This is a genomic window from Prochlorococcus marinus str. MIT 9201 (assembly GCF_000759955.1).
Taxonomy (GTDB): Bacteria; Cyanobacteriota; Cyanobacteriia; order PCC-6307; family Cyanobiaceae; genus Prochlorococcus_A; species Prochlorococcus_A marinus_G.
The window spans coordinates 1-19,600 of the sequence record NZ_JNAL01000015.1; the positions used below are offsets into that span (position 1 = coordinate 1).

Genomic DNA, 19,600 nt, shown 5'->3' on the forward strand with positions numbered 1-19,600 from the left:
AATGTCTCAAAAGAAACGGATGTAAATCCTTCGATATTATTGCTCGAATCATGCGAATGAGAAGAATGATCGTGTGAATGAGAAGAATGATCGTGTGAATGAGAAGAATGATCGTGTGAATGAGAAGAATGATCGTGTGAATGAGAAGAATGATCGTGTGAATGAGAAGAATGATCGTGTGAATGAGAAGAATGATCGTGTGATTTTTTTTCTGTAATTTTATTCTTGTCGAATTGAAAAGTATCTGTCTCAAATAGACCTACACTCATTATTGTTTGTAATCCAACTTCACTATTGATTGATCTTAAGATCCTTGGTTCTTTTTTTATTTTATAAATAAACTTTTCTATTTTATTTAATTGCTCTTCACTCACTAAATCACATTTGTTTAGAAGGAGTATATCTCCGTATAAAATTTGAGAATAGGCAATACTTGTGTTAGTAATTTCAAAGTCAAAATTTTCTCCATCAATAACAGTTATTATTGAATCTAATCTTACTTTTTCTCTTAGATCACCAGCCGCAAAAGTCATTGCTACTGGTAATGGATCTGCTAACCCAGTTGTCTCAACAATTAAATAGTCTAATTTTTCAGCTCTTTCTAAAACTTTGGAAACTGTATTTAATAATTCGCCATTGATAGAACAACATATACATCCATTATTTAATTCGATCATATCTTCTGAGGCTTCTATTATTAAGTCATTATCTATTCCAATCTCTCCAAATTCGTTAACTAAAACAGCTGTTTTAATACCAACTTGATTTTTTAAAATATGATTTAGAAGTGTAGTTTTTCCAGAACCTAAAAATCCACTAATAATAGTAACTGGTAATAATTTCTTTAACATTTTGATAAATTTTTAAATGAATTAATCTAATTTTGTAATCTTATTGATGACAAATTTTATTGATTTCAGAAGCTAATGTTTGATCCAGATTTGTAATACCTCCCAAATCATGAGTATTAAATTTAATTATTACTTTTGTATAAACATTTTCCCAGTAAGGATGATGATTATATTTTTCACAGATTAAAGCGACCTTTGTCATAAAAGCGAAGGCTTCAATAAAACTAGAAAAATTAAATTCTCTTTTGATTTGTTTAGTTTTAATTTCCCAACCAGGTATTTTGACAACTAATTCATTCAATTCTTCATCTCTTAAAAGATAAGGTTCCATGAAATAATAAATCTGCTTTTTTACATTATAAATATTTTACTTTTTCTCACCAATTATATGTAAATTTATAATTCTTTCCTTTTGATCAAATCTATGCTCCCATAAATAAACTGCTTGCCATGTGCCAAGCATAATCTTCCCCTCTCTAAAACTCAAAGATAAAGAAGTATTTGTTAAGGATGTTTTAATATGTGCCGGCATATCGTCGGCCCCCTCTTGATAATGTTTATAAAATATTTCTTCTCTATCTTTTGATAAAGTTATGTAAGAATCATAGGGAACTATAGATTGCATATATTTTTTTAGGTCCTCCAGTACATTTGGATCTGCGTTCTCATTAATAGTTAAACTGCAACTGGTATGAAGTGAAGTTAAATTTAAAATGCCGGAATGAAGATTATTTTTTTCAATATATAAATTTAAATCATATGTGATGTCAATGAAACCCTGACCATGGGTTATGAATTTTAATTTTGAAAATATTTGTTCCATATAGTTAAAACTTAATTAATTAATATCCTATTGTGGACAAAAGTTGTATGTTTTTAAGCAGACATTAATTTGTTAATCTTAAAATAAATCTAATCTAAATTTAAATTTTTGACTGAAACTCAATGGAATAAGCTGGGTGCTTATCTTAAAGAAACTCAAATATTAGGTTCAATACAAAATTCACTTTATTGGGATCAGAATACTGGGATGCCTAAGAAAGGTGCTTCTTGGAGATCTGAACAACTTACGTATATTGCAAAATTATTGCATAAAAGAAACTCTTCAGAAGAATTTTCTGATCTAATACAATCTGCAAAAAATGAAATATTAGACATTGAACTCAATTCCAATAACCCACTTTTTATAAGAGATAAAGAGAGAAATATTAATCTTTTATTGAAGGAATTTAATAGAGAAAGAAATTTAGACCCTAAATTAGTTGAGTCTTTGGCAAAGGCAAAATCTAAAGGGTATGAAAGCTGGCAAGAAGCTAAAAAAAAATCAGATTTTAAAATTTTTCTTCCATTCTTTAAAGAATTAGTCAAATTGAGGATTGAAGAGGCAAAACAAATATCTGATCAATATTCACTCTGGGAGACATTAGCCCAACCCTTTGAGCCTGAACTAACTTTGAAATGGTTGAATAAAATGTTTCAACCCTTGAAAGAAACCATTCCAGACTTCGTTAGAAGAATTAATAAGTCAAAAAAAAATTATTGGGATTTAAGTACAGAATCTCAACAAAATTTATGTTCTAAATTACTTGATGAGTTTGGGAGAGATAAAGATCGCGTTGTAGTTGGTAAATCTCCACATCCTTTCTCCATTACATTAGGGCCTAATGACTTTAGGATTACCACAAGAATTGTTGAAGGTGAACCATTATCAAGTTTTTTAGCAACTGCGCATGAGTGGGGGCATTCAATTTATGAGCAGGGTTTGCCATCTCAAAGTCATCAATGGTTTGCTTGGCCTTTAGGTCAAGCAACTTCTATGGGGATTCATGAAAGTCAATCTTTATTTTGGGAAAATAGAATTGTTAAATCCAAATCTTTTTCAAAAAGATTTTTCAAAAAATTTGTTTCGGCTGGATGTTCGCTAAAAAATCCTATAGAACTCTGGAAATCTTTTAATCATTTGGAAGCAGGATTAAATAGGGTTGAAGCAGATGAATTGACTTATGGTTTACACATATTAATAAGAACTGAACTTGAAATAGATTTAATTGAAGGAGGGTTACCTGCTGAAGATATCCCAACAGAATGGAATAAAAGATATAGTGAGCTTTTAGGAATACAACCATCTAATGATTCAGAAGGTTGTCTGCAGGATGTTCATTGGAGTGAGGGAGCGTTTGGATATTTCCCCTCATATTTGTTAGGACATCTGATAAGTGCTCAAATTTCTAATCAAATGGAAAAAGACGTTGGTTTGATTGATAATTTAATTGAAAATGGTGAATATCAAAAAATCATCTTGTGGTTAAAAAATAATATACATAAATATGGAAGATCAGTTAATTCTATGGAGTTGATAAGATCCGTAACTAATGAAGAACTAACGGCAGACTATTTTATTAAACATTTAAGGTCTAAAATAGATGATTTTTGCTGAAACATTACTTTTAAAGAATTTGGTTGGGTGTGAGGATGTAAGATAAACAAAAATAATTTTTTGATGGCAAATCTTAATCAATCCCCAAGTAGGGTAACACCAAATCTATTACATATACTAAATGCTTTCACTGATAGTTCAAATTCAATAGTTAACACTATTGTCGAATTGAATTCTAATACTATTAATAAATATGAATTAATCACAGAAACGGGTCATCTTAAACTTGATAGGGTGGGTTATTCTTCACTTGCTTATCCCTTTGCATATGGCTGTATACCAAGAACTTGGGATGAAGATGGAGACCCACTTGATATAGAAATTGTTGGAGTAACTGAGCCATTGATTCCTGGATCTATTGTTGAGGCTAGGATTATTGGCGTGATGAAATTTGATGATGGTGGGGAGGTGGATGATAAGGTAATAGCAGTTCTCGCAGATGATAAAAGAATGGATCATATCTCAAGTTTCAAAGACCTTGGAGAGCATTGGCTAAAAGAAACGAAGTATTATTGGGAACATTACAAAGATCTAAAAAAACCAGGAACATGTACTGTGAATGGTTTTTTTGGGATTGAAGAAGCTGTTGAAGTAATTAAAGATTGTGAAAACAGATATAAAAAAGAAATTGATCCTAAATTAGTAGATTAACTAATTTTTATTTTTCCCTAAATTGTTCAAATATTTCGCTCAGTATTTTGTCGGCACCTTGTAGCTTTAGTTTTTGTGCGAGCTCTTTGCCTACTTCTTCAGGATCATTAATATTGCCAATATATTGATCTTTAATTAGCCTTTTCCCATCAATAGATGCAACCATACCAGTGAGGCAAAGTTGTTCATTTTGAATTTTACTATTAACACCTATTGGAACTTGGCATCCCCCTTCAAGCTCTCTTAAAAATGCCCTCTCTGCTAGACATCTTTGACTAGTGGGTTTATCTTCTAAGACATTTATAATTTCTAAAATTTTTTTATCATCAGATTTACATTCAATACCCAGTGCTCCTTGACCAACAGCATGAAGGGAAATTTCATTTGGAATAATCTGATGAATTCTTGATTCAAAGCCCAATCTCTTTAAACCAGCGGCAGCAAGAATAATACAATCAAACTCGCCAGCATCTAATTTTTCTATTCTTGTAATAACATTTCCCCTGATATCTTTAAATATAAGATGTGGATACTTATTTCTTAATTGTGCAAGTCTTCTAAGAGAGCTTGTCCCCACAATTGAACCTTTCGGTAAAGTTTCTAATTTATAACCATTATTTTTTTTGTTTACTACTAAAGCATCCGCAGGATCTTCTCTTTTTGTTATGCATCCTAATTTAAGGCCATTAGGTAAATTTGTTGGTAGATCTTTTAGAGAATGTACTGCTATGTCTGCCTGGCCTACAAGCATTTGTGCTTCAAGTTCTTTTGTAAATAAACCTTTGTCACCAATTTTTGCTAGCGCTACATCAAGGATTTTGTCACCTTGAGTTGCCATGGCCTCAATAGATACTTCTAAATTTGGAATATTCCTTTCTAGTTGATCTTTAACCCATAAAGTTTGAACCATTGCTAGTTTACTTCTTCTACTAGCTATTTTCAGCTTAAGATAAGTCATTAAATATTATTTTGAGTTTGAATTGAAAATTAAGTCGAATCTATTTTAAGATATTCTTTTGCAAGTTTCTGAAGTGGAATATTATATTTAACCTTTTTTATTTTATATATTCTTTTAAAACCCCATTTCGATTCGGATGTCTCAGCTTTCTAAGAGCTTTTGCTTCTATTTGTCTTATTCTTTCTCTAGTAACATCAAAAATTTGTCCAATTTCTTCAAGAGTTTTCATTCTTCCGTCATCAATTCCATATCTTAGCCTAAGCACATCTCTTTCTCTTGGACTAAGAGTCGCTAAAACCCCCTCTAAATCTTCTCTTAGTAAAGTTTTAGAAACATCTTGCTCGGGATTTTCTATGTCAGCCTCTATAAAATCTCCAAGTCTTGAGTCTTCTTCTTTACCTATTGGAGTTTCTAAAGAAATAGGGAGCTGGGCACTTTTAGCTATAAATCTTAATTTTTCAATTGTCATTTCCATACTCTCAGCTATTTCTTCTTCACTAGGTTTTCTCCCAAATTCTTGGCTAAGAACCTTTGTGGTTTTTTTAATTCTGGAAATTGTCTCGTATAAGTGAACTGGCAATCTAATAGTTCTGCTTTGGTCTGCTATTGCTCTAGTAATTGCTTGTCGAATCCACCAAGTAGCATAAGTAGAGAATTTGTAACCTTTTTCGTGGTCAAATTTTTCTGCTGCCCTAATCAGACCTAAACTCCCTTCTTGTATTAAATCTTGAAATGATAATCCCCTATTCATATATTTTTTTGCAATCGAAACAACTAATCTTAAATTTGATTGAACCATTTTTTCTTTAGCTCTTCTCCCTAAAAGAAGTCTTCTCCTGAATTTGGGAAGAGGCATATCTATTAATTCAGCCCATTCTCTAACAGAAGGGAAATGGCCTTTTTCTGACTCATATTGAGTAGCTAGTTCTTCTAGTTGGAGTAAGTCAGCAATTTTTCGTGCAAGTTCAATTTCTTCATCCGGTCTTAAAAGTCTAATTCTCCCAATTTCTTGAAGATAAACTCTTATTGAATCTTCAGTGTATATACCTTTAGGTCCAAGCTTTATATTTCCAAGCCCTTTGTCTTCATCTTCAGAATCACTAAATTCACCATTGGTTTCTATGCGGCTTTCACTTAAATCAGAGGAAATCTTTAAACTTTGGCTATCTATATTACTTTCTTCTTCAACTACTGTTTCTAAATTAGCATTGATTTTTTTGTTAATCTTTTTTTTCGAGCTGGGCTTAGAATTCTTTGATTCTGCTGCTACTGGACACATGATTGACTCCTTTCTACGGTGAATTTAACTAGATTAAATTTTATTTAGGGCTAATTTGTACATTTAGTAGTAAATTTCCCCTTAATTTGTAAAAGAACTTTTTCAGAAATTTTAATAAAAAAGTTTTTTTTTTAATTGTTGAAAAATTTAAATAGTGTTATAGATTAGCTAAAGTAAAAAGTCTTGGGATTTCTCAGACAGGCAGATCATTTTTTGAATTTTCACTCAATGATCAAAGCTTCATGTCTCCCTTAAGAGCAGGATACTTACAATGTGCAAAAAACACTTTGTGGAATGTTCAACAATCCAATACTAAGAAAAAGTTTTGAAGCCGGCAAGTAATCAGTTTTTAAATATCTCCTATAAATTCGAAATTTTGCTTGATATAGGTTCTGTTAATGAGAGCTTTTACTATTTAGATGGAAATAATCTTGGTGTAGAAGTTGGGGATATTGTAAGTGTGAAACTAAGAGGGAGATTTTTGAATGGGTTGGTGATCTCAAAAAAGAATGTTTCGACAATTAATAAAGTTGAATCAAATATTACTGGAGGAAAAAATATAAGATATTTGTTCGTTGAAGCTATTTTGCAGAAAAAAGTAATTGATCATTCTTGGAGGGAATGGATGGAGTCCCTTGCCTCTTTTTATATGGTTAGTAATTTAAAAATGTTTAAAACTGCATTTCCTCCTGGCTGGATTGGTAAATATAAGAAAATTCCTCAAGGTTTAAAAGATCAAATATGGATTAAAACCAAAAAAGACTTTGATATTAAGAAAAATGAATTAACCAAAAAAGAATTCTTTTTAGTAGAAACTTTGTCTGAAGAGGGTAATTGGCAAAGTGAATTAATAAAGTCTGGTTTTAATTACACTCTGATTAAATCAATGGTCAGCAAAAATTACCTGGTTAAATCTAAAAGAAAAAAAATAATCAATACCAAATTGAATTCCTTTTTAAATGATAATATTCCAGCAAAAAAACCAAATCTTACAAATGAGCAAAAAAATGCATTTCAAGAATTTCAAACAATGAAACCAGGAGATGTCTTACTTCTATGGGGCGAAACAGGTACAGGTAAAACAGAAATTTATATGAGAATTGCTGAGAATCAATTTCTTAAAAAGAAAAGTTGTTTAATACTTGCTCCAGAAATTGGACTGATTCCTCAACTTATTGATAGGTTTAGTCGGCGATTTAATAATGACGTTTACGAATATCATAGTAACTGTTCTTCTAATCATAGAACCCTAGTTTGGAAGAAAATTATTGATGCTAAGGAACCTCTAATAGTTATAGGGACAAGGTCTGCAGTTTTTCTGCCAATTAAAAATCTAGGACTAATAATAATGGATGAAGAACATGATGTTTCATATAAACAAGATAGTCCTATGCCTTGTTATGACGCAAGAGAGATTGCTATTGAAATAGTAAAAAGGAATTCTGCAAAGTTAATTTTTGGGAGTGCAACTCCATCAATGAAGACGTGGAAGAAGTGTATTTTTGAAAAGAATTTCAAATTGGTAAGAATGATTCAAAGGATATCTAAGAATGAGACTCCTGAAATAAGAATTATTGATATGAGGGATGAATTTAAGAAGGGAAATATGAAAATTTTATCCAATGAATTATTACAATTGCTTCCCCAACTACGTTTAAAAAATGAGCAGGCAATAATTTTGATACCTAGGAGGGGGCATAGTGGGTTTTTAAGTTGTAGAAATTGTGGATATTTAATAAATTGCCCCAACTGTGACGTTCCTTTATCGGTACATCTTGGTTCACAAGGGAAAAAATGGTTAAGTTGTCATTGGTGTGATCATAAATCCAGATTGATCAATCGTTGCCCAGATTGTTATTCAACTGCCTTCAAACCTTTTGGAATAGGGACACAAAGGGTAATAGAGTTTTTAAATAAAGAGTTCCCTGACTTGAGGGTACTTCGCTTTGATAGAGATACAACCTCAGGAAAGGATGGTCATAGAGATATTCTTTCAAAGTTTTCTAAAGGTTATGCTGATATTCTTGTGGGAACTCAAATGTTGGCAAAAGGGATTGACATTCCCAATATTACTCTTTCAGTAGTCATTGCAGCAGATGGCTTGCTTCATCGCCCAGATATTTCGGCAGAAGAAAAATCATTACAATTATTTCTACAATTAGCTGGCAGGGCAGGTAGACATCAGAAAAAAGGAAAAGTAATTTTTCAAACATATAAACCCAACCACCCTGTAATTTCGTATCTTCAGAAAAGAGATTATGAAAGATTTTTAATCGAAAACTCGAAATTGAGAAAAGATTCAAATTTATTTCCATTTTGTAAGATTTGTCTTCTTAAATTATCAGGTGAAGATTATGAATTAACTGAATCAACTGCAATAAATTTAGCAAAATACCTATTCAATTTTTGTGAGAAACTTAATTGGAAAATAATTGGCCCTGCGCCTAGTTTAATTGCAAAAGTCGGTAAAAAATTTAGATGGCAGATATTAATCCATGGCCCTGAAGATACAAAGATACCTTTACCTGATAGATCAAAATTATGGAAACTTATTCCAAAAAATGTTTTTTTAACAATTGATGTTAATCCAGCAGAGCTGTAATTAATTTGATGGAAGTTGAGGCAAATCTGTACCTAATTTAAACCTATAGAATCTTAATAAATAAGCTAATACAATGGTTACTAAGATAAAAGAGAGCCCAACCAAAAGTATGTTGAGGCTCCAGTAAGAAAACTCTAGACTATTAGTCTGCCCTTGATTTAAATTCCAAATTATTTGATTTTTTGTGATTTCTAAATTTGAATCATTTTTACCAGTAAGGGTGGCTTTATTAGGGTGAATAATTTTGAAAATCAGTTCTAAATTATCAATACCTTGAATAGAATTTAGATCCAAATCTATGCTGTAAAAGTATTTTTTAAAAAAAATAAAGTTTTTTTGAGTAGTATTAATTTCCATACTTGTTGATCCTCCCGCGAACTCTCCAGCGGTATTTTGGATTATTTTAAGAACTCCCTTCGCATCTTCTAGATTGAGATTTTTCTCTTTCAAAGAAAAAGTTGATTCTTCTTGTGCAATTTCTGCGCCAGGAAGAATATCTTTTATTTTTTCTTCAAATTTTAATTGCCAAGGAAATTTATTTATATATTTACTTTCTATCACTAAATCATTGGTTATTGAATCAAGTTCACTAAGATCAAGGGTATTTTCAATCTTAACGCAGCCACTTAAAAGTGGAATTAATAGTAATAGTATTAAAAAAATGATCAGTGAAAAGCCTTTCTGAAAGGGTTTTGTTTCACCAGTTGGAGTCTCAGTAACATTAATGAATTTCTTTTTCTCCAATTCTCCTCGTTTTTTTCGCAGTGAGTTAAGAGATTTTTTATTTAGTGACGGGCCACTTTCAAACTCTACATTCCAGTTTTCTGGCTTTTTAATATCGGGAGAATCTATAACTTCCATCAAATATTTTGCATTTTCTCTCGTCTTATTATCGTAAGATTTTAGAAGTTCTTTACAAAATCTTTTAGCCTCCTCCTTTTTATTGATACCACAAAGAGCAGTAATTAAAATTGTTCTTAAATTAACTCCCTCTTTGCTTGATAAAGGAAACGATTCTATTAGAGGCAAAAGAAATTCAATGCAATATTGATACTCACCTTTAGCTAAAGCAAGTTCTACTGTTTCTAAAACTTGCTCATAATTTTTCATAAGTTAGGCTACTATCATTGTACCTATTCCGGAATTTGTAAAAATCTCAAGAAGTAATGAATGTTCTATTCTTCCATCGATTATATGAGCTGCTTTGACTCCTTGTGCTAAAGCTCTTATGCAGCATTCTGTCTTTGGAATCATACCTTCAGTCACAATTTTTTTATCAATAAAATTTCTTGCTTCTTTGAGATTCGTTTTTTCAACAAGACTATTTTTGTTACCTTTTTCTTTTAAGATCCCTTGAGTATCAGTGAGAAGAATAAGTTTTTCTGCATTAATTGCAGCAGCAATTTCACCCGCGACAAAATCTGCATTAATGTTGTGGGAAATACCCTCTTTGGTTGATCCAATACTAGAAATAATTGGGATATATCCTTTAGAAATAAGAGGATCTAATATTTCAGGATTAATTTTTGTGACCTCTCCCACAAACCCATGGCTACCATCTCCTAATTCTCTAGATTGAATTAAGTTCCCATCAAGACCTGATATTCCCACCGCTAAGGATCCAGTTTTATTAATGCCTTTTACAATCTGTTTGTTAACCTTACCCATTAGAACCATCTCAACAATTTCCATTGTTTTTTGATCAGTAATTCTTAATCCATTCTCGAACTTAGGAGATATTTCTAATTTCGTTAACCAATTATTAATCTCGGGTCCACCTCCATGAATTACTATAGGACATACTCCCACGGTTGATAAAAGTGCTATGTCTCTAAAAAAAGCATTTTTTAAATCATCATCTTCCATGACAGAACCACCATACTTAATAACAATTTTTCTACCTGAGAAACTTTGTATATATGGAAGTGCTTCGCTTAATATTGATACTCTTTGAGAATCATCCATTATAAAAAATCATTAAAACTTTATTGAATTCAGAAATTAGGTTTTTACAAATATATCCCTATATTTAATAAAAGAGAATAAAATCAAATTCTTTTTTATTATCGTCGATAATAAATTCTGATTCAAGACCTTTTACGAAAAACCTGTTTAATCTTTCTTGTTTTTCAATCCATTTTTCTAGAGGGACGGCGTTTAATTCGAAACGCATTCTGAGACCATTTTTTTCTTCCTTTGTAATTTCTTCTATTTCTTTTAGTTGGGGAGGATTATCCTCGTCCCACAAATTTAAAGATTCTAATGAAGATTCAAGATGAGCTTTTATCCCATACCTCCATCTTGTGACATCTTTAACTAATGCTGTTAGTTCTTTTGGTCTATTAAATTTATTTGTCGCAAAATTTGTCTTGTCAAGCAATTCTACAGGAGGTATTTCAGAAGTCTTTAAACCTAATCCAATTAGAAAAATAGGTACTCCATAAAAAAAAGTAGGCACACTTAAATTTACTGAGTCTGTAAAATAAGCAGTCATTCCAACAAAAGCTAATATACCCCCAGCGGTTACTATGAAGTTTCCAGGCGATAAGTATTTCTTCATTTTGATTTAGTAGAATGAATTTTAAATGGGTTAACAAGTATTATGCAAGATCTTAATACTGCAAATCAAGGAGATTTAATTTTTAAACTTGATAAAGATAGAGCATGGCTACTAGAAAATCTTGATAAAGGTAAATGGCCAGAAATCAGATGCGAACTTGCCGAGCTTGAAAGAAAATTAAGCAAATTTATTATAAGTGTTCAAGAAAATAATGTTGATATTTGATTTAAAACGGTATTTCGTCAACTTCGGGAACCAAAGGTGAACTATCCCAATTAGATTTTTTGGTGCTTTCTTTTTTATCAATTGCCTCATTATTTTCGCTCTCATCAGATTTAACAGCTTCAACTGGTTCTATTTGATGAATTTTTGAAGCTGTAAGTTCTGGTTGTTTTTCTTTTGTTCCGTCTTTTCTAGTGACAGAATTCATCTTTAGACGTCCCTCAATAACAATATTTTGCCCCTCTTTTAGTTCATTTACCATTTCTTGGGCAATATTTCCCCATCCTATGATCTTGAGATCTCTGGTTGGATCTTCACTACGTAATCCTTTAAAATTAACAATCATTTCTGCAATTGGAGTTTGGTTTTCTTTGGTATACCTCATTTGTGGAGCACTGTTAATTACTCCTTGAATTAAACAATGATTCATTAGTTACTATTTAATTAAAGATATACTGATGCAGAATCAAGGAAATTGCTATAAAAATGTTTGGATCCTATCAGGAACTTTTGATGGGCCTCCAATAGCTAATAGACTTCTTGAACTTAATTATTCAGTTTTTGCAAGTGTTTTAACATATAAAGCAGGGCAAGCTTATATTGAAAATCCAAAGTTACATATCATTACGGGCAAATTAAATAATAAAGATGAAATAATTAATTTCATAAAAAAAAATAAAATCAAATTCGTTATCGATGCTACTCATCCGTTTGCGGTGATAATTTCTAAAAATCTTAATAATGCATGCAAAGAGATTAATACACCTCTCTTACTATTTGAAAGGAGATCTCTTATTAATACCGATAATAATTTTTTTTATATTGATGATTTAAAGGATATAAATAACGTTGATCTAGAAAATAAGAACATTCTTCTCGCAATAGGATCAAGATTCCTTAACGATACAGCAAATTATTACATGAATACTAAAGCGAATGTGTTTACAAGGGTACTTCCGACCTATGAGAGTATAACTAAAGCTTTTGGATCATGTATTAAAAATTCAAATATTGCGATACTCGAGCCGAGTAAAAATAATGAAAATACTTTAGAAAAAAAACTTTGTGATTTTTGGGAGATAGATTATGTTCTATGCAGAGAATCTGGAAGTTATTCTCAGAAAAACTGGGAGAGTATAGTTTCTGGAAGTAAAATGAAGTTGTTTTTGGTTAAAAGGCCGAAAGTTAAAAATGATTATTGTTACTCTTTCAATGAATACCAGAATTTGATAGATCACATAATTAAAACAAATATTGATAATTAATTATGGAAGTATTAGTTATGATCACAACTGAATCAAGTAGAACAAATGCTATTCGAATGGCTAAATTACTGATACAAAATAAACTTGCAGCTTGTGTTTCGATAAAACAAATTTTTTCAATTTATGAGTGGGGTGATGATGTTGAAGAAACTAATGAATTTGAAATTACGATAAAAAGTAAAATAGAATTTAAAGAGTGCTTAATTGATTTTTTAAATAAAATTTCTACATATGATGTTCCACAAATTATTTACAAAAAATATTATTCTGAGATGAAATATTATGATTGGATAGATAAGACTATTTGATTAAAGTTCTTTTAATAACTCTTTAAGATCCATATTAGATCTAGATCCTAATTGTGTAATTATATGCCCAGCACAAATTGAACCTAACTCTCCGCATTTTTTTAGGGAATAATTATTTATTAATCCATGAATAAATCCTCCCGCATAAATATCTCCTGCCCCTGTAGTATCAATAACTTTTCCTTTATTGATTGACGTAATTACTTCGATTTGATTTTTATTAATTATAAGAGAACCATTGCTACCAAGAGTTACCACGACTAATTCACATAGTGAAGAGAGGTCTCCCTGGCAGTTTGCTAATTTATCCTCTCTAAGTAAACTTAAAACCTCTGATTCATTACAAAAAACAATATCTACATATTCATCAATTAATTCCAAGAAACTATTTCGATGCCTATCTACACAAAATGAATCAGACAATGAAAGGATTATTTTTGTATTGGATTGTTTTGCAATTTCAGCGGCTTTAAGAAAGGCATTTTTAGCCAATTGGCTGTCCCATAAATAGCCTTCTAAATATAAGTATTTACTTTCCTTAAGTTTACTAAAATCAATGTCTTTGGCTTCAAACTCTATAGATGCTCCCAGGTAAGTGCACATTGTTCTTTGAGCATCAGGTGTAATCAAAATAATTGAATGAGCTGTTGAGGCTCCTGCATTAGTTGGTGGAGTATTAAATATAGTTTTACTTTTTTTTATATCAGAAGAGAAGAAATCCCCAAGTTGATCATTCTTCACCCTTCCAATAAACTGAACATCATTTCCTAATTCTGCTAAACATACAACAGTATTTGCTGAAGACCCCCCTGATATTTTTTTGATCACGTTGCAATTTTCTAACAATCTCTGAGATTCATCAGCATTAATGAGATTCATTGATCCTTTATCAAGATTATTTATCTCAAGAAACTCATCTTTAATATTTACAATAATATCTACTATTGCGTTGCCTAGACCAATGAGATCAACCTTTTTATTCTGTTCAAAATGTCTAAAGGATTCCTTCATTAATTTGGAACTAAATTACCTTAGAAGTGCTCTTTTAGGCCCATGAATTGGGTCCTCAATTACTATGGTTTGATCTCTATTCGCCCCCAACGATACAATGGCAATTGGAACCTCCATTAATTCAGCTAAAAATCTTAGATAATTCATAGCATTTTCAGGGAGATCAGATAGTTTTCTGCAATCTGCAGTTGAACATTGCCAACCTTTTAACTTTTTGAAGATTGGCTTACATTTTTTTAAGTCATCTGAATTTGTAGGGAAGTAGTCTATTTCCTCTCCATCGAGATCATATGCAATACAAACTTGAATCTCATCTAATTCATCTAATACATCTAGTTTAGTAACGGCTAAACAATCAAGACCATTGACAGATACAGCATATTTACCAATGACTCCATCAAACCAACCACATCGTCTCCTTCTCCCAGTGGTGGTTCCAAATTCACTGCCTCTATCACAGAGTTGATCATTAATACTCCCCTGCAATTCCGTTGGGAATGGTCCTTCACCTACTCTTGTGGTATAGGCTTTTGCGACACCTATCACTCTATCAATTAATGTGGGACCCACTCCAGCCCCAATACATGCCCCTCCTGATATTGGGTTTGATGAGGTAACAAAAGGATAAGTCCCATGATCTAAGTCTAGTAGAGTTCCTTGGGCACCCTCGAAAAGAATATTCTTCTTGTTTTTTGAGGCTGCATGAATAGTCCTCGTACAGTCAACTACATGCTTTGATAATCTTTTCCCATAGTCAAAATATTCTTCAACAATGTCTTTTAATTTAAGTGGTTTAATGCCATAGATTTTTTCTAGTAGACCGTTTTTTTCCCTTAATGGAATTTCGATTACGTCACTTAGCCTTTCCTTATTGAGCAAATCTCTTATTCTAATGCCATTTCTTTGTGACTTATCCGCATACGTTGGACCAATCCCGCGACCTGTTGTCCCTATTTTGTTTGAACCTCTATCAGACTCCATCGCTTCATCTAATATTCGGTGGTAGGGCATTGTTACATGTGATGTTGATGAAATTTTTAATCCTGAGATATCAATTCCATTATCAATTAACATGTCAATTTCTTTCAGCAAAATTTTTGGATCTACAACGGTTCCCGACCCAATTAGACAAGAAGTATTTTTATAAAGTATCCCTGAGGGAATTAAATGTAATTTTAAGACTTTATCATCTACGACTATAGTATGTCCTGCATTTACTCCCCCTTGGTAGCGAACGACGACATCTGCCGAACGACTAAGTAAATCCGTTATTTTACCTTTTCCTTCGTCACCCCATTGGGCGCCGATTACAACAACATTGGCCAATTTTAGAAGAGCATTATTTTTGTGCGAATATTTAATATATTCAAAAATCTTGTTTTACTTTTAAAAAGTAAATGAATTGTATCAACTTTCTCTTAAAACCATTTTTTCAGCAAGAGAAAATTCTTTGGTTAAACGCTCCCTAAGTTTATCTGGTAAAGGCCTACTTGCAAAGTTTTTGTAATGACCTGCCATGGCATTTAATGCTGTTTGCATTGTGGTAAATGATTGCGTTTTATTCACCATCCCTCTATTTCTGTATCTGGAGATGTAGTCGGTTATGAGTGTGAGAGCCTCGCTTCTTACTTCATCTTTATTTGGAGAATCTTTTGGAGTATCAACAGCTGTTTGCAATGTTTTAACAACTGAAATTGTGTCTTTTGTATAATCACCTGTCATCGAGGTTTTTGCAGCTATAGAAGGAGAACTAAATAGTGTAAAAACAACAATTAAGGATATTGAATAAGATATAACTTTGGTAAGATTTTTAAAAAATAATTTTGATGTCCTTTTAAATAACATAACTGAGCTCCCAAAAAAATAAGCCTTAAGACTTTTTATTGTACATTATTTCTGATTCGGAAATAAATGTTTCCAATAATTTATCAGTACTTATTTTGGACTTAGTATTATTAGTCCTGCATAAAAGTTCTACTTCGTTGTTTACAGATTCTCTTCCTATAATTATCTGAAAAGGAATACCAATTAATTCTGCATCTTTAAATTTCACCCCAGCTCTATCGTTTCTATCATCAAGGAGGACATCAATTTTATTAATTAAAAAGTTGTTATAGATTTGCTCAGTAAGGTCACTTTGAATAGGATCTTTTAGGTTTGTTGGAATAATAATAACTTCAAAAGGAGAAATCTGGATAGGCCAACAAATTCCCTTTTGATCATGATTCTGTTCGATAGCAGCTTGAGCTATCCTTGTAACTCCAATACCATAACAACCCATCCATAAATTTTTTAATTGTCCATCCTTATCAGAGAACTTTGCATTTAATTTTTCACTATATTTTTGACCCAGTTGGAAAATATGCCCAATCTCGATGCCTTTTTTTTCTAAAAGTTCTTCATTATTATCAATACTTATTTTATCTCCTTTTTTAGCATTCCTGATATCCCCAATTAGATAATCTTTCGGAGCAAAAGAAAATTTTTGAAAAAATTTATGGAAATTAACTTTATTTCCACCACTAATAAAGTTAGAGAGGCTACTTGCAGAATAATCAATTATTCTTGTCCATTTCTTATCCCAATTAGAACTAGCTTTAATAGTTTTGTTATCTAAATCTGGTCCGATAAAACCTAAGGGAAAATTGTATAAATTTTTTTCGATAGTATTTTGATCTTCAATTTTTTTAAGATTAAGAAGATTGCAATCATGAAGTTTATTTATTATGTTAAAAAGCTTGACTTCATTAATGTGTTGATCGCCTCTTACGCATGCAAGAATTGGGACCTCAAAGTTACTTTCGAACTGTGCTAGGAATAAGACAACTTTAATTATCTGACTAGGGTCTAAATTATTATTTTCGCAAACCTCGAGGATTGTTTTTTGTTGAGGTGTTTCTAACCAATCTGCAATATTATCTTTTAGTGGAATAGGTTGAGAGGGTAGAGAAACAGCTTTTTCAATATTTGCAGCATAAGAACCACTTTGAGTAAACAAAATGGAATCTTCCCCAGCATCAGCGGTGACCATAAATTCTTTAGAGGAAGCACCACCAATTGCTCCACTATCGGCTTCAACCCCTACTGTCTGCAGTCCACAAGATTTAAAAATATTTTCATATGCATTTCCAACCTTTTCATAGAAAGAAGCCAGATCGTTTTCTGAAGAATGGAAAGAATAACCATCTTTCATTATAAATTCCCTACTTCTCATCAATCCAAATCTTGGCCTTATTTCATCTCTAAATTTTGTCTGAATTTGATAAAAACATTGAGGTAATTGTTTATAGGAGTTTATGGTCTCTGATGCAATACTCGTGATCACCTCTTCATGAGTTGGAGCTAAACCAAACTCTTTACCTTGTCTATCTTTGAGATTGAACATTATTCCTTCACCGGCAGTATATCCTTCCCACCTTTCACTTTTTTTCCACAAATCCGCTGGATGAAGTTGGGGTAATAGTAATTTTGTACAACCAATACTATTAAGTTCTCTCTCTATTATTTTGGATATTTTTTCAATAACTCTAAGCATTATTGGCATGTATGCATAAATACCGCTATTAACTCTGCGAATATAACCAGCTTTTAAAAGTAATTGATGTGAAATAATCTCAGCTTCAGAAGGTGTGTCACGAAGTGTCCCCAGAGGAAATGAGGTTGTCACGCGCATACAAAAAAATCCTTAATAATATTTAATTTTATCAATTAAGGTGAAAAAAGAATTTAAAGTGTCTTGAGTCCCTCAACGCGGCTAGTCTAAAAATATGCTTTCTGCTAACTTCTTCAGTAATGAAGTTCAAAATCTTTAAACAGTTCATTATTACTAAAACATTTTCTTAAGTTTATGGAAAATATAGATTCCAATATTTCTAGCGAAGAGGAATTAGTAGGTATTGATGAAGTTCAAAAATTCCTAAATAGATCAAGAGCTTCTGTCTATAGGTATACAAATACAGATTTAAGAAATCTAAACCCCACCTTTAATCCAAGGAAATTAAATCCCGAATTTAGAACTGATCAAAAAGACCCTTTAAAATTCCATCCTAATGAAGTAGCAAGATTTGCAAAAGATATTTTAAGAATTAAGGAAGTTACTGTAGAGGTTTTTAATACGCCTTCCTCTGCTTCTCAAAATATACTGACACAAATATTAGACGAACTAAAATCTATTAGGTCTTTGCTAGAGAAAAAGTAATTTAAAAGTTACCAATCAATGTTTTGATTTATTGACATTTTGAATGTAGGATAATGATGTTTAATTATCTCCTTAATCTTTCCCAATTAAGAGTTCTTGAGTTACACGAAATCAAAGCAGTCTATTCAAAGTAAATCAAGCGAGGAATCTTCTCTTGGTTCTGCTCAAAGTGATTTTGAAAGAGATGATGATGACCCCTTAAGTATAAGGAGTTTATCAATAACATCTTTAGGTGTTATTTTTGCCTTTTTGACAATTTTATTACCTTCAATAAGCATTTTAATTGGTAGACCTTTATCTCAAGGAAGCGAGATAATTCATAATCACGATTTTAAAAAAGATGGACCTTAGTTCAATACCTCCATCTCCAATGAAGGGAATAGTAAATATTGTTGTTGAAATACCTGCTGGGAGTAGGAATAAATATGAATATTGCTCTGATGCAGGAATAATGGCCTTAGACAGAGTATTGCATTCTTCAGTGAGGTACCCTTTTGATTATGGCTTTATCCCAAATACCCTTGCTGATGATGGAGCTCCTCTTGATGCGATGGTGATAATGGATGAGCCTACTTTTGCTGGATGTCTAATAAAAGCAAGACCTATTGGGGTTTTGGATATGCATGATTGTGGTGCATATGATGGAAAACTCTTATGTGTCCCTATTGCTAATCCTAGGCAGACTAATATAGTAAGTATTAATCAAATTGCTCCTAATCAGCTTGAGGACGTAGCTGAATTTTTTAGAACAAGTAAAGGACTTGACGGAAGAACAGTACAAATTGATGGTTGGAGGGATTTTGATGCGGTTGAAAATTTATTGAAAAGTTGTATACTCCCAAAAAAGAAAAAATTTAATGTACTTAAGAAATCAAAAATTAGTAAATTAAATTGAAAAAAATAATTTTTTATAGTTATTTAAAATGCTCTACTTGCCGAAAAGCTGCAAAGTGGCTTGAAAGCAAAGATTTTGTATTCCAATTAATTGATATTGCAAAAGAACCACCCCTTGTTAATTATTTAAATCTAGCCTTAGAACAATACTCTGATGATAAAAAAAGGATTTTTAATATAAGAGGTAAAGCTTTTAAAACTCTTAATCTTGATATTTATGGTTTATCAAGAGAAGAAATTATTAAACTTCTTTTAAGTGACGGCAAATTAATAAAAAGACCATTTTTGGTTTACGAAGAGGAAAAAGTTATATTAGGGTTTAATGAAATTGAATATGCCAAACAGTTTTGTAAGGTTTAAAGAA

At 31.7% G+C, this 19,600-nt stretch carries 23 protein-coding genes; 10 read left to right on the plus strand and 13 right to left on the minus strand.

Translation table 11 applies throughout. The features are described from left to right. The 3 genes from EU95_RS0109070 to EU95_RS03065 form a co-directional block, all read right to left on the minus strand. A partial coding sequence (locus EU95_RS0109070; RefSeq protein WP_032522569.1) for a CobW family GTP-binding protein occupies positions 1 to 851 on the minus strand: 851 nt, incomplete at its 3' end. A 40-nt stretch (positions 852 to 891) separates the two neighbouring features. Then, positions 892 to 1,182, minus strand: coding sequence for a 4a-hydroxytetrahydrobiopterin dehydratase (locus EU95_RS03070; protein ID WP_032522478.1), 291 nt, complete (start codon positions 1,180 to 1,182; stop codon positions 892 to 894). Positions 1,183 to 1,218: 36 nt separating this feature from the next. After that, a complete protein-coding gene (locus EU95_RS03065) occupies positions 1,219 to 1,674 on the minus strand; it encodes a secondary thiamine-phosphate synthase enzyme YjbQ (protein ID WP_032522479.1) in 456 nt (151 codons plus the stop codon). Between the two features lie 108 nt (positions 1,675 to 1,782). On the opposite strand from EU95_RS03065, the gene EU95_RS03060 reads away from it, so the two are divergent. Both EU95_RS03060 and EU95_RS03055 read left to right on the plus strand, forming a co-directional pair. Beyond that, a complete protein-coding gene (locus tag EU95_RS03060) occupies positions 1,783 to 3,288 on the plus strand; it encodes a carboxypeptidase M32 (protein ID WP_032522480.1) in 1,506 nt (501 codons plus the stop codon). 63 nt (positions 3,289 to 3,351) lie between these two features. After that, positions 3,352 to 3,939, plus strand: a complete 588-nt coding sequence (locus tag EU95_RS03055; protein WP_032522481.1) for an inorganic diphosphatase — start codon at positions 3,352 to 3,354, stop codon at positions 3,937 to 3,939. A 7-nt stretch (positions 3,940 to 3,946) separates the two neighbouring features. Here EU95_RS03055 and hemC read toward each other — a convergent pair whose 3' ends face one another. Both hemC and rpoD read right to left on the minus strand, forming a co-directional pair. Beyond that, the gene (gene hemC / locus EU95_RS03050; RefSeq protein ID WP_032522482.1) at positions 3,947 to 4,897 is read right to left on the minus strand and encodes a hydroxymethylbilane synthase; all 951 of its coding nucleotides are present in this window, start codon (positions 4,895 to 4,897) and stop codon (positions 3,947 to 3,949) included. Between the two features lie 97 nt (positions 4,898 to 4,994). Beyond that, positions 4,995 to 6,176 carry an RNA polymerase sigma factor RpoD gene (rpoD, locus tag EU95_RS03045; RefSeq protein WP_032522483.1) on the minus strand — a complete coding sequence of 394 codons (1,182 nt, stop codon included), beginning with the start codon at positions 6,174 to 6,176 and terminating at the stop codon, positions 4,995 to 4,997. 325 nt (positions 6,177 to 6,501) lie between these two features. Between rpoD and priA the strand changes: the two genes are divergently transcribed. After that, the gene (priA, locus tag EU95_RS03040; RefSeq protein ID WP_032522484.1) at positions 6,502 to 8,778 is read left to right on the plus strand and encodes a replication restart helicase PriA; all 2,277 of its coding nucleotides are present in this window, start codon (positions 6,502 to 6,504) and stop codon (positions 8,776 to 8,778) included. Here priA and EU95_RS03035 read toward each other — a convergent pair whose 3' ends face one another. From EU95_RS03035 to EU95_RS03025, 3 genes are all read right to left on the minus strand, one after another. Then, positions 8,779 to 9,888, minus strand: a complete 1,110-nt coding sequence (locus EU95_RS03035; RefSeq protein WP_032522485.1) for a DUF3153 domain-containing protein — start codon at positions 9,886 to 9,888, stop codon at positions 8,779 to 8,781. It abuts the gene before it with no gap. Positions 9,889 to 9,891: 3 nt separating this feature from the next. Beyond that, complete coding sequence (gene argB, locus EU95_RS03030; protein ID WP_032522486.1) at positions 9,892 to 10,743, minus strand: acetylglutamate kinase; 852 nt, start codon at positions 10,741 to 10,743, stop codon at positions 9,892 to 9,894. A gap of 64 nt (positions 10,744 to 10,807) precedes the next feature. Beyond that, a complete protein-coding gene (locus EU95_RS03025) occupies positions 10,808 to 11,338 on the minus strand; it encodes a DUF2854 domain-containing protein (RefSeq protein ID WP_032522487.1) in 531 nt (176 codons plus the stop codon). Between the two features lie 42 nt (positions 11,339 to 11,380). On the opposite strand from EU95_RS03025, the gene EU95_RS03020 reads away from it, so the two are divergent. Then, positions 11,381 to 11,563 (plus strand): hypothetical protein, encoded by a 183-nt coding sequence (locus tag EU95_RS03020; RefSeq protein WP_032522488.1) that lies wholly within the window; start codon positions 11,381 to 11,383, stop codon positions 11,561 to 11,563. A gap of 1 nt (position 11,564) precedes the next feature. Here the strand turns inward: EU95_RS03020 and EU95_RS03015 are convergent, their stop codons facing one another. Beyond that, complete coding sequence (locus tag EU95_RS03015; RefSeq protein WP_032522489.1) at positions 11,565 to 11,990, minus strand: single-stranded DNA-binding protein; 426 nt, start codon at positions 11,988 to 11,990, stop codon at positions 11,565 to 11,567. A 28-nt stretch (positions 11,991 to 12,018) separates the two neighbouring features. Between EU95_RS03015 and cobK the strand changes: the two genes are divergently transcribed. Then, on the plus strand, positions 12,019 to 12,825 hold the full coding sequence (cobK, locus tag EU95_RS03010; protein WP_052046866.1) for a precorrin-6A reductase: 807 nt from the start codon (positions 12,019 to 12,021) through the stop codon (positions 12,823 to 12,825). 2 nt (positions 12,826 to 12,827) lie between these two features. Then, on the plus strand, positions 12,828 to 13,133 hold the full coding sequence (cutA, locus tag EU95_RS03005) for a divalent cation tolerance protein CutA (protein ID WP_032522491.1): 306 nt from the start codon (positions 12,828 to 12,830) through the stop codon (positions 13,131 to 13,133). Here cutA and EU95_RS03000 read toward each other — a convergent pair whose 3' ends face one another. The 4 genes from EU95_RS03000 to EU95_RS02985 all read right to left on the minus strand — a co-directional run bounded on the left by EU95_RS03000 (position 13,134) and on the right by EU95_RS02985 (position 17,817). After that, on the minus strand, positions 13,134 to 14,144 hold the full coding sequence (locus tag EU95_RS03000; protein WP_032522492.1) for an adenosine kinase: 1,011 nt from the start codon (positions 14,142 to 14,144) through the stop codon (positions 13,134 to 13,136). 15 nt (positions 14,145 to 14,159) lie between these two features. Then, positions 14,160 to 15,470 carry an adenylosuccinate synthase gene (locus EU95_RS02995; protein WP_032522493.1) on the minus strand — a complete coding sequence of 437 codons (1,311 nt, stop codon included), beginning with the start codon at positions 15,468 to 15,470 and terminating at the stop codon, positions 14,160 to 14,162. An 81-nt stretch (positions 15,471 to 15,551) separates the two neighbouring features. Beyond that, on the minus strand, positions 15,552 to 15,989 hold the full coding sequence (gene psb27, locus EU95_RS02990; RefSeq protein WP_032522494.1) for a photosystem II protein Psb27: 438 nt from the start codon (positions 15,987 to 15,989) through the stop codon (positions 15,552 to 15,554). Between the two features lie 25 nt (positions 15,990 to 16,014). Beyond that, positions 16,015 to 17,817, minus strand: coding sequence for a proline--tRNA ligase (locus EU95_RS02985; RefSeq protein ID WP_032522495.1), 1,803 nt, complete (start codon positions 17,815 to 17,817; stop codon positions 16,015 to 16,017). 174 nt (positions 17,818 to 17,991) lie between these two features. Here EU95_RS02985 and EU95_RS02980 point away from each other — a divergent pair, with 174 nt between their 5' ends. The 4 genes from EU95_RS02980 to EU95_RS02965 all read left to right on the plus strand — a co-directional run bounded on the left by EU95_RS02980 (position 17,992) and on the right by EU95_RS02965 (position 19,596). Next, positions 17,992 to 18,342 (plus strand): hypothetical protein, encoded by a 351-nt coding sequence (locus tag EU95_RS02980; RefSeq protein WP_032522496.1) that lies wholly within the window; start codon positions 17,992 to 17,994, stop codon positions 18,340 to 18,342. A gap of 96 nt (positions 18,343 to 18,438) precedes the next feature. Further along, a complete protein-coding gene (locus EU95_RS02975; RefSeq protein WP_032522497.1) occupies positions 18,439 to 18,693 on the plus strand; it encodes a hypothetical protein in 255 nt (84 codons plus the stop codon). Next, positions 18,683 to 19,237 carry an inorganic diphosphatase gene (locus EU95_RS02970; RefSeq protein ID WP_032522498.1) on the plus strand — a complete coding sequence of 185 codons (555 nt, stop codon included), beginning with the start codon at positions 18,683 to 18,685 and terminating at the stop codon, positions 19,235 to 19,237. The genes EU95_RS02975 and EU95_RS02970 overlap by 11 nt, the downstream gene beginning before the upstream one ends. Then, a complete protein-coding gene (locus EU95_RS02965) occupies positions 19,234 to 19,596 on the plus strand; it encodes a Spx/MgsR family RNA polymerase-binding regulatory protein (protein ID WP_032522499.1) in 363 nt (120 codons plus the stop codon). The genes EU95_RS02970 and EU95_RS02965 overlap by 4 nt, the downstream gene beginning before the upstream one ends. The last annotated feature ends 4 nt before the right edge of the window (positions 19,597 to 19,600 follow it).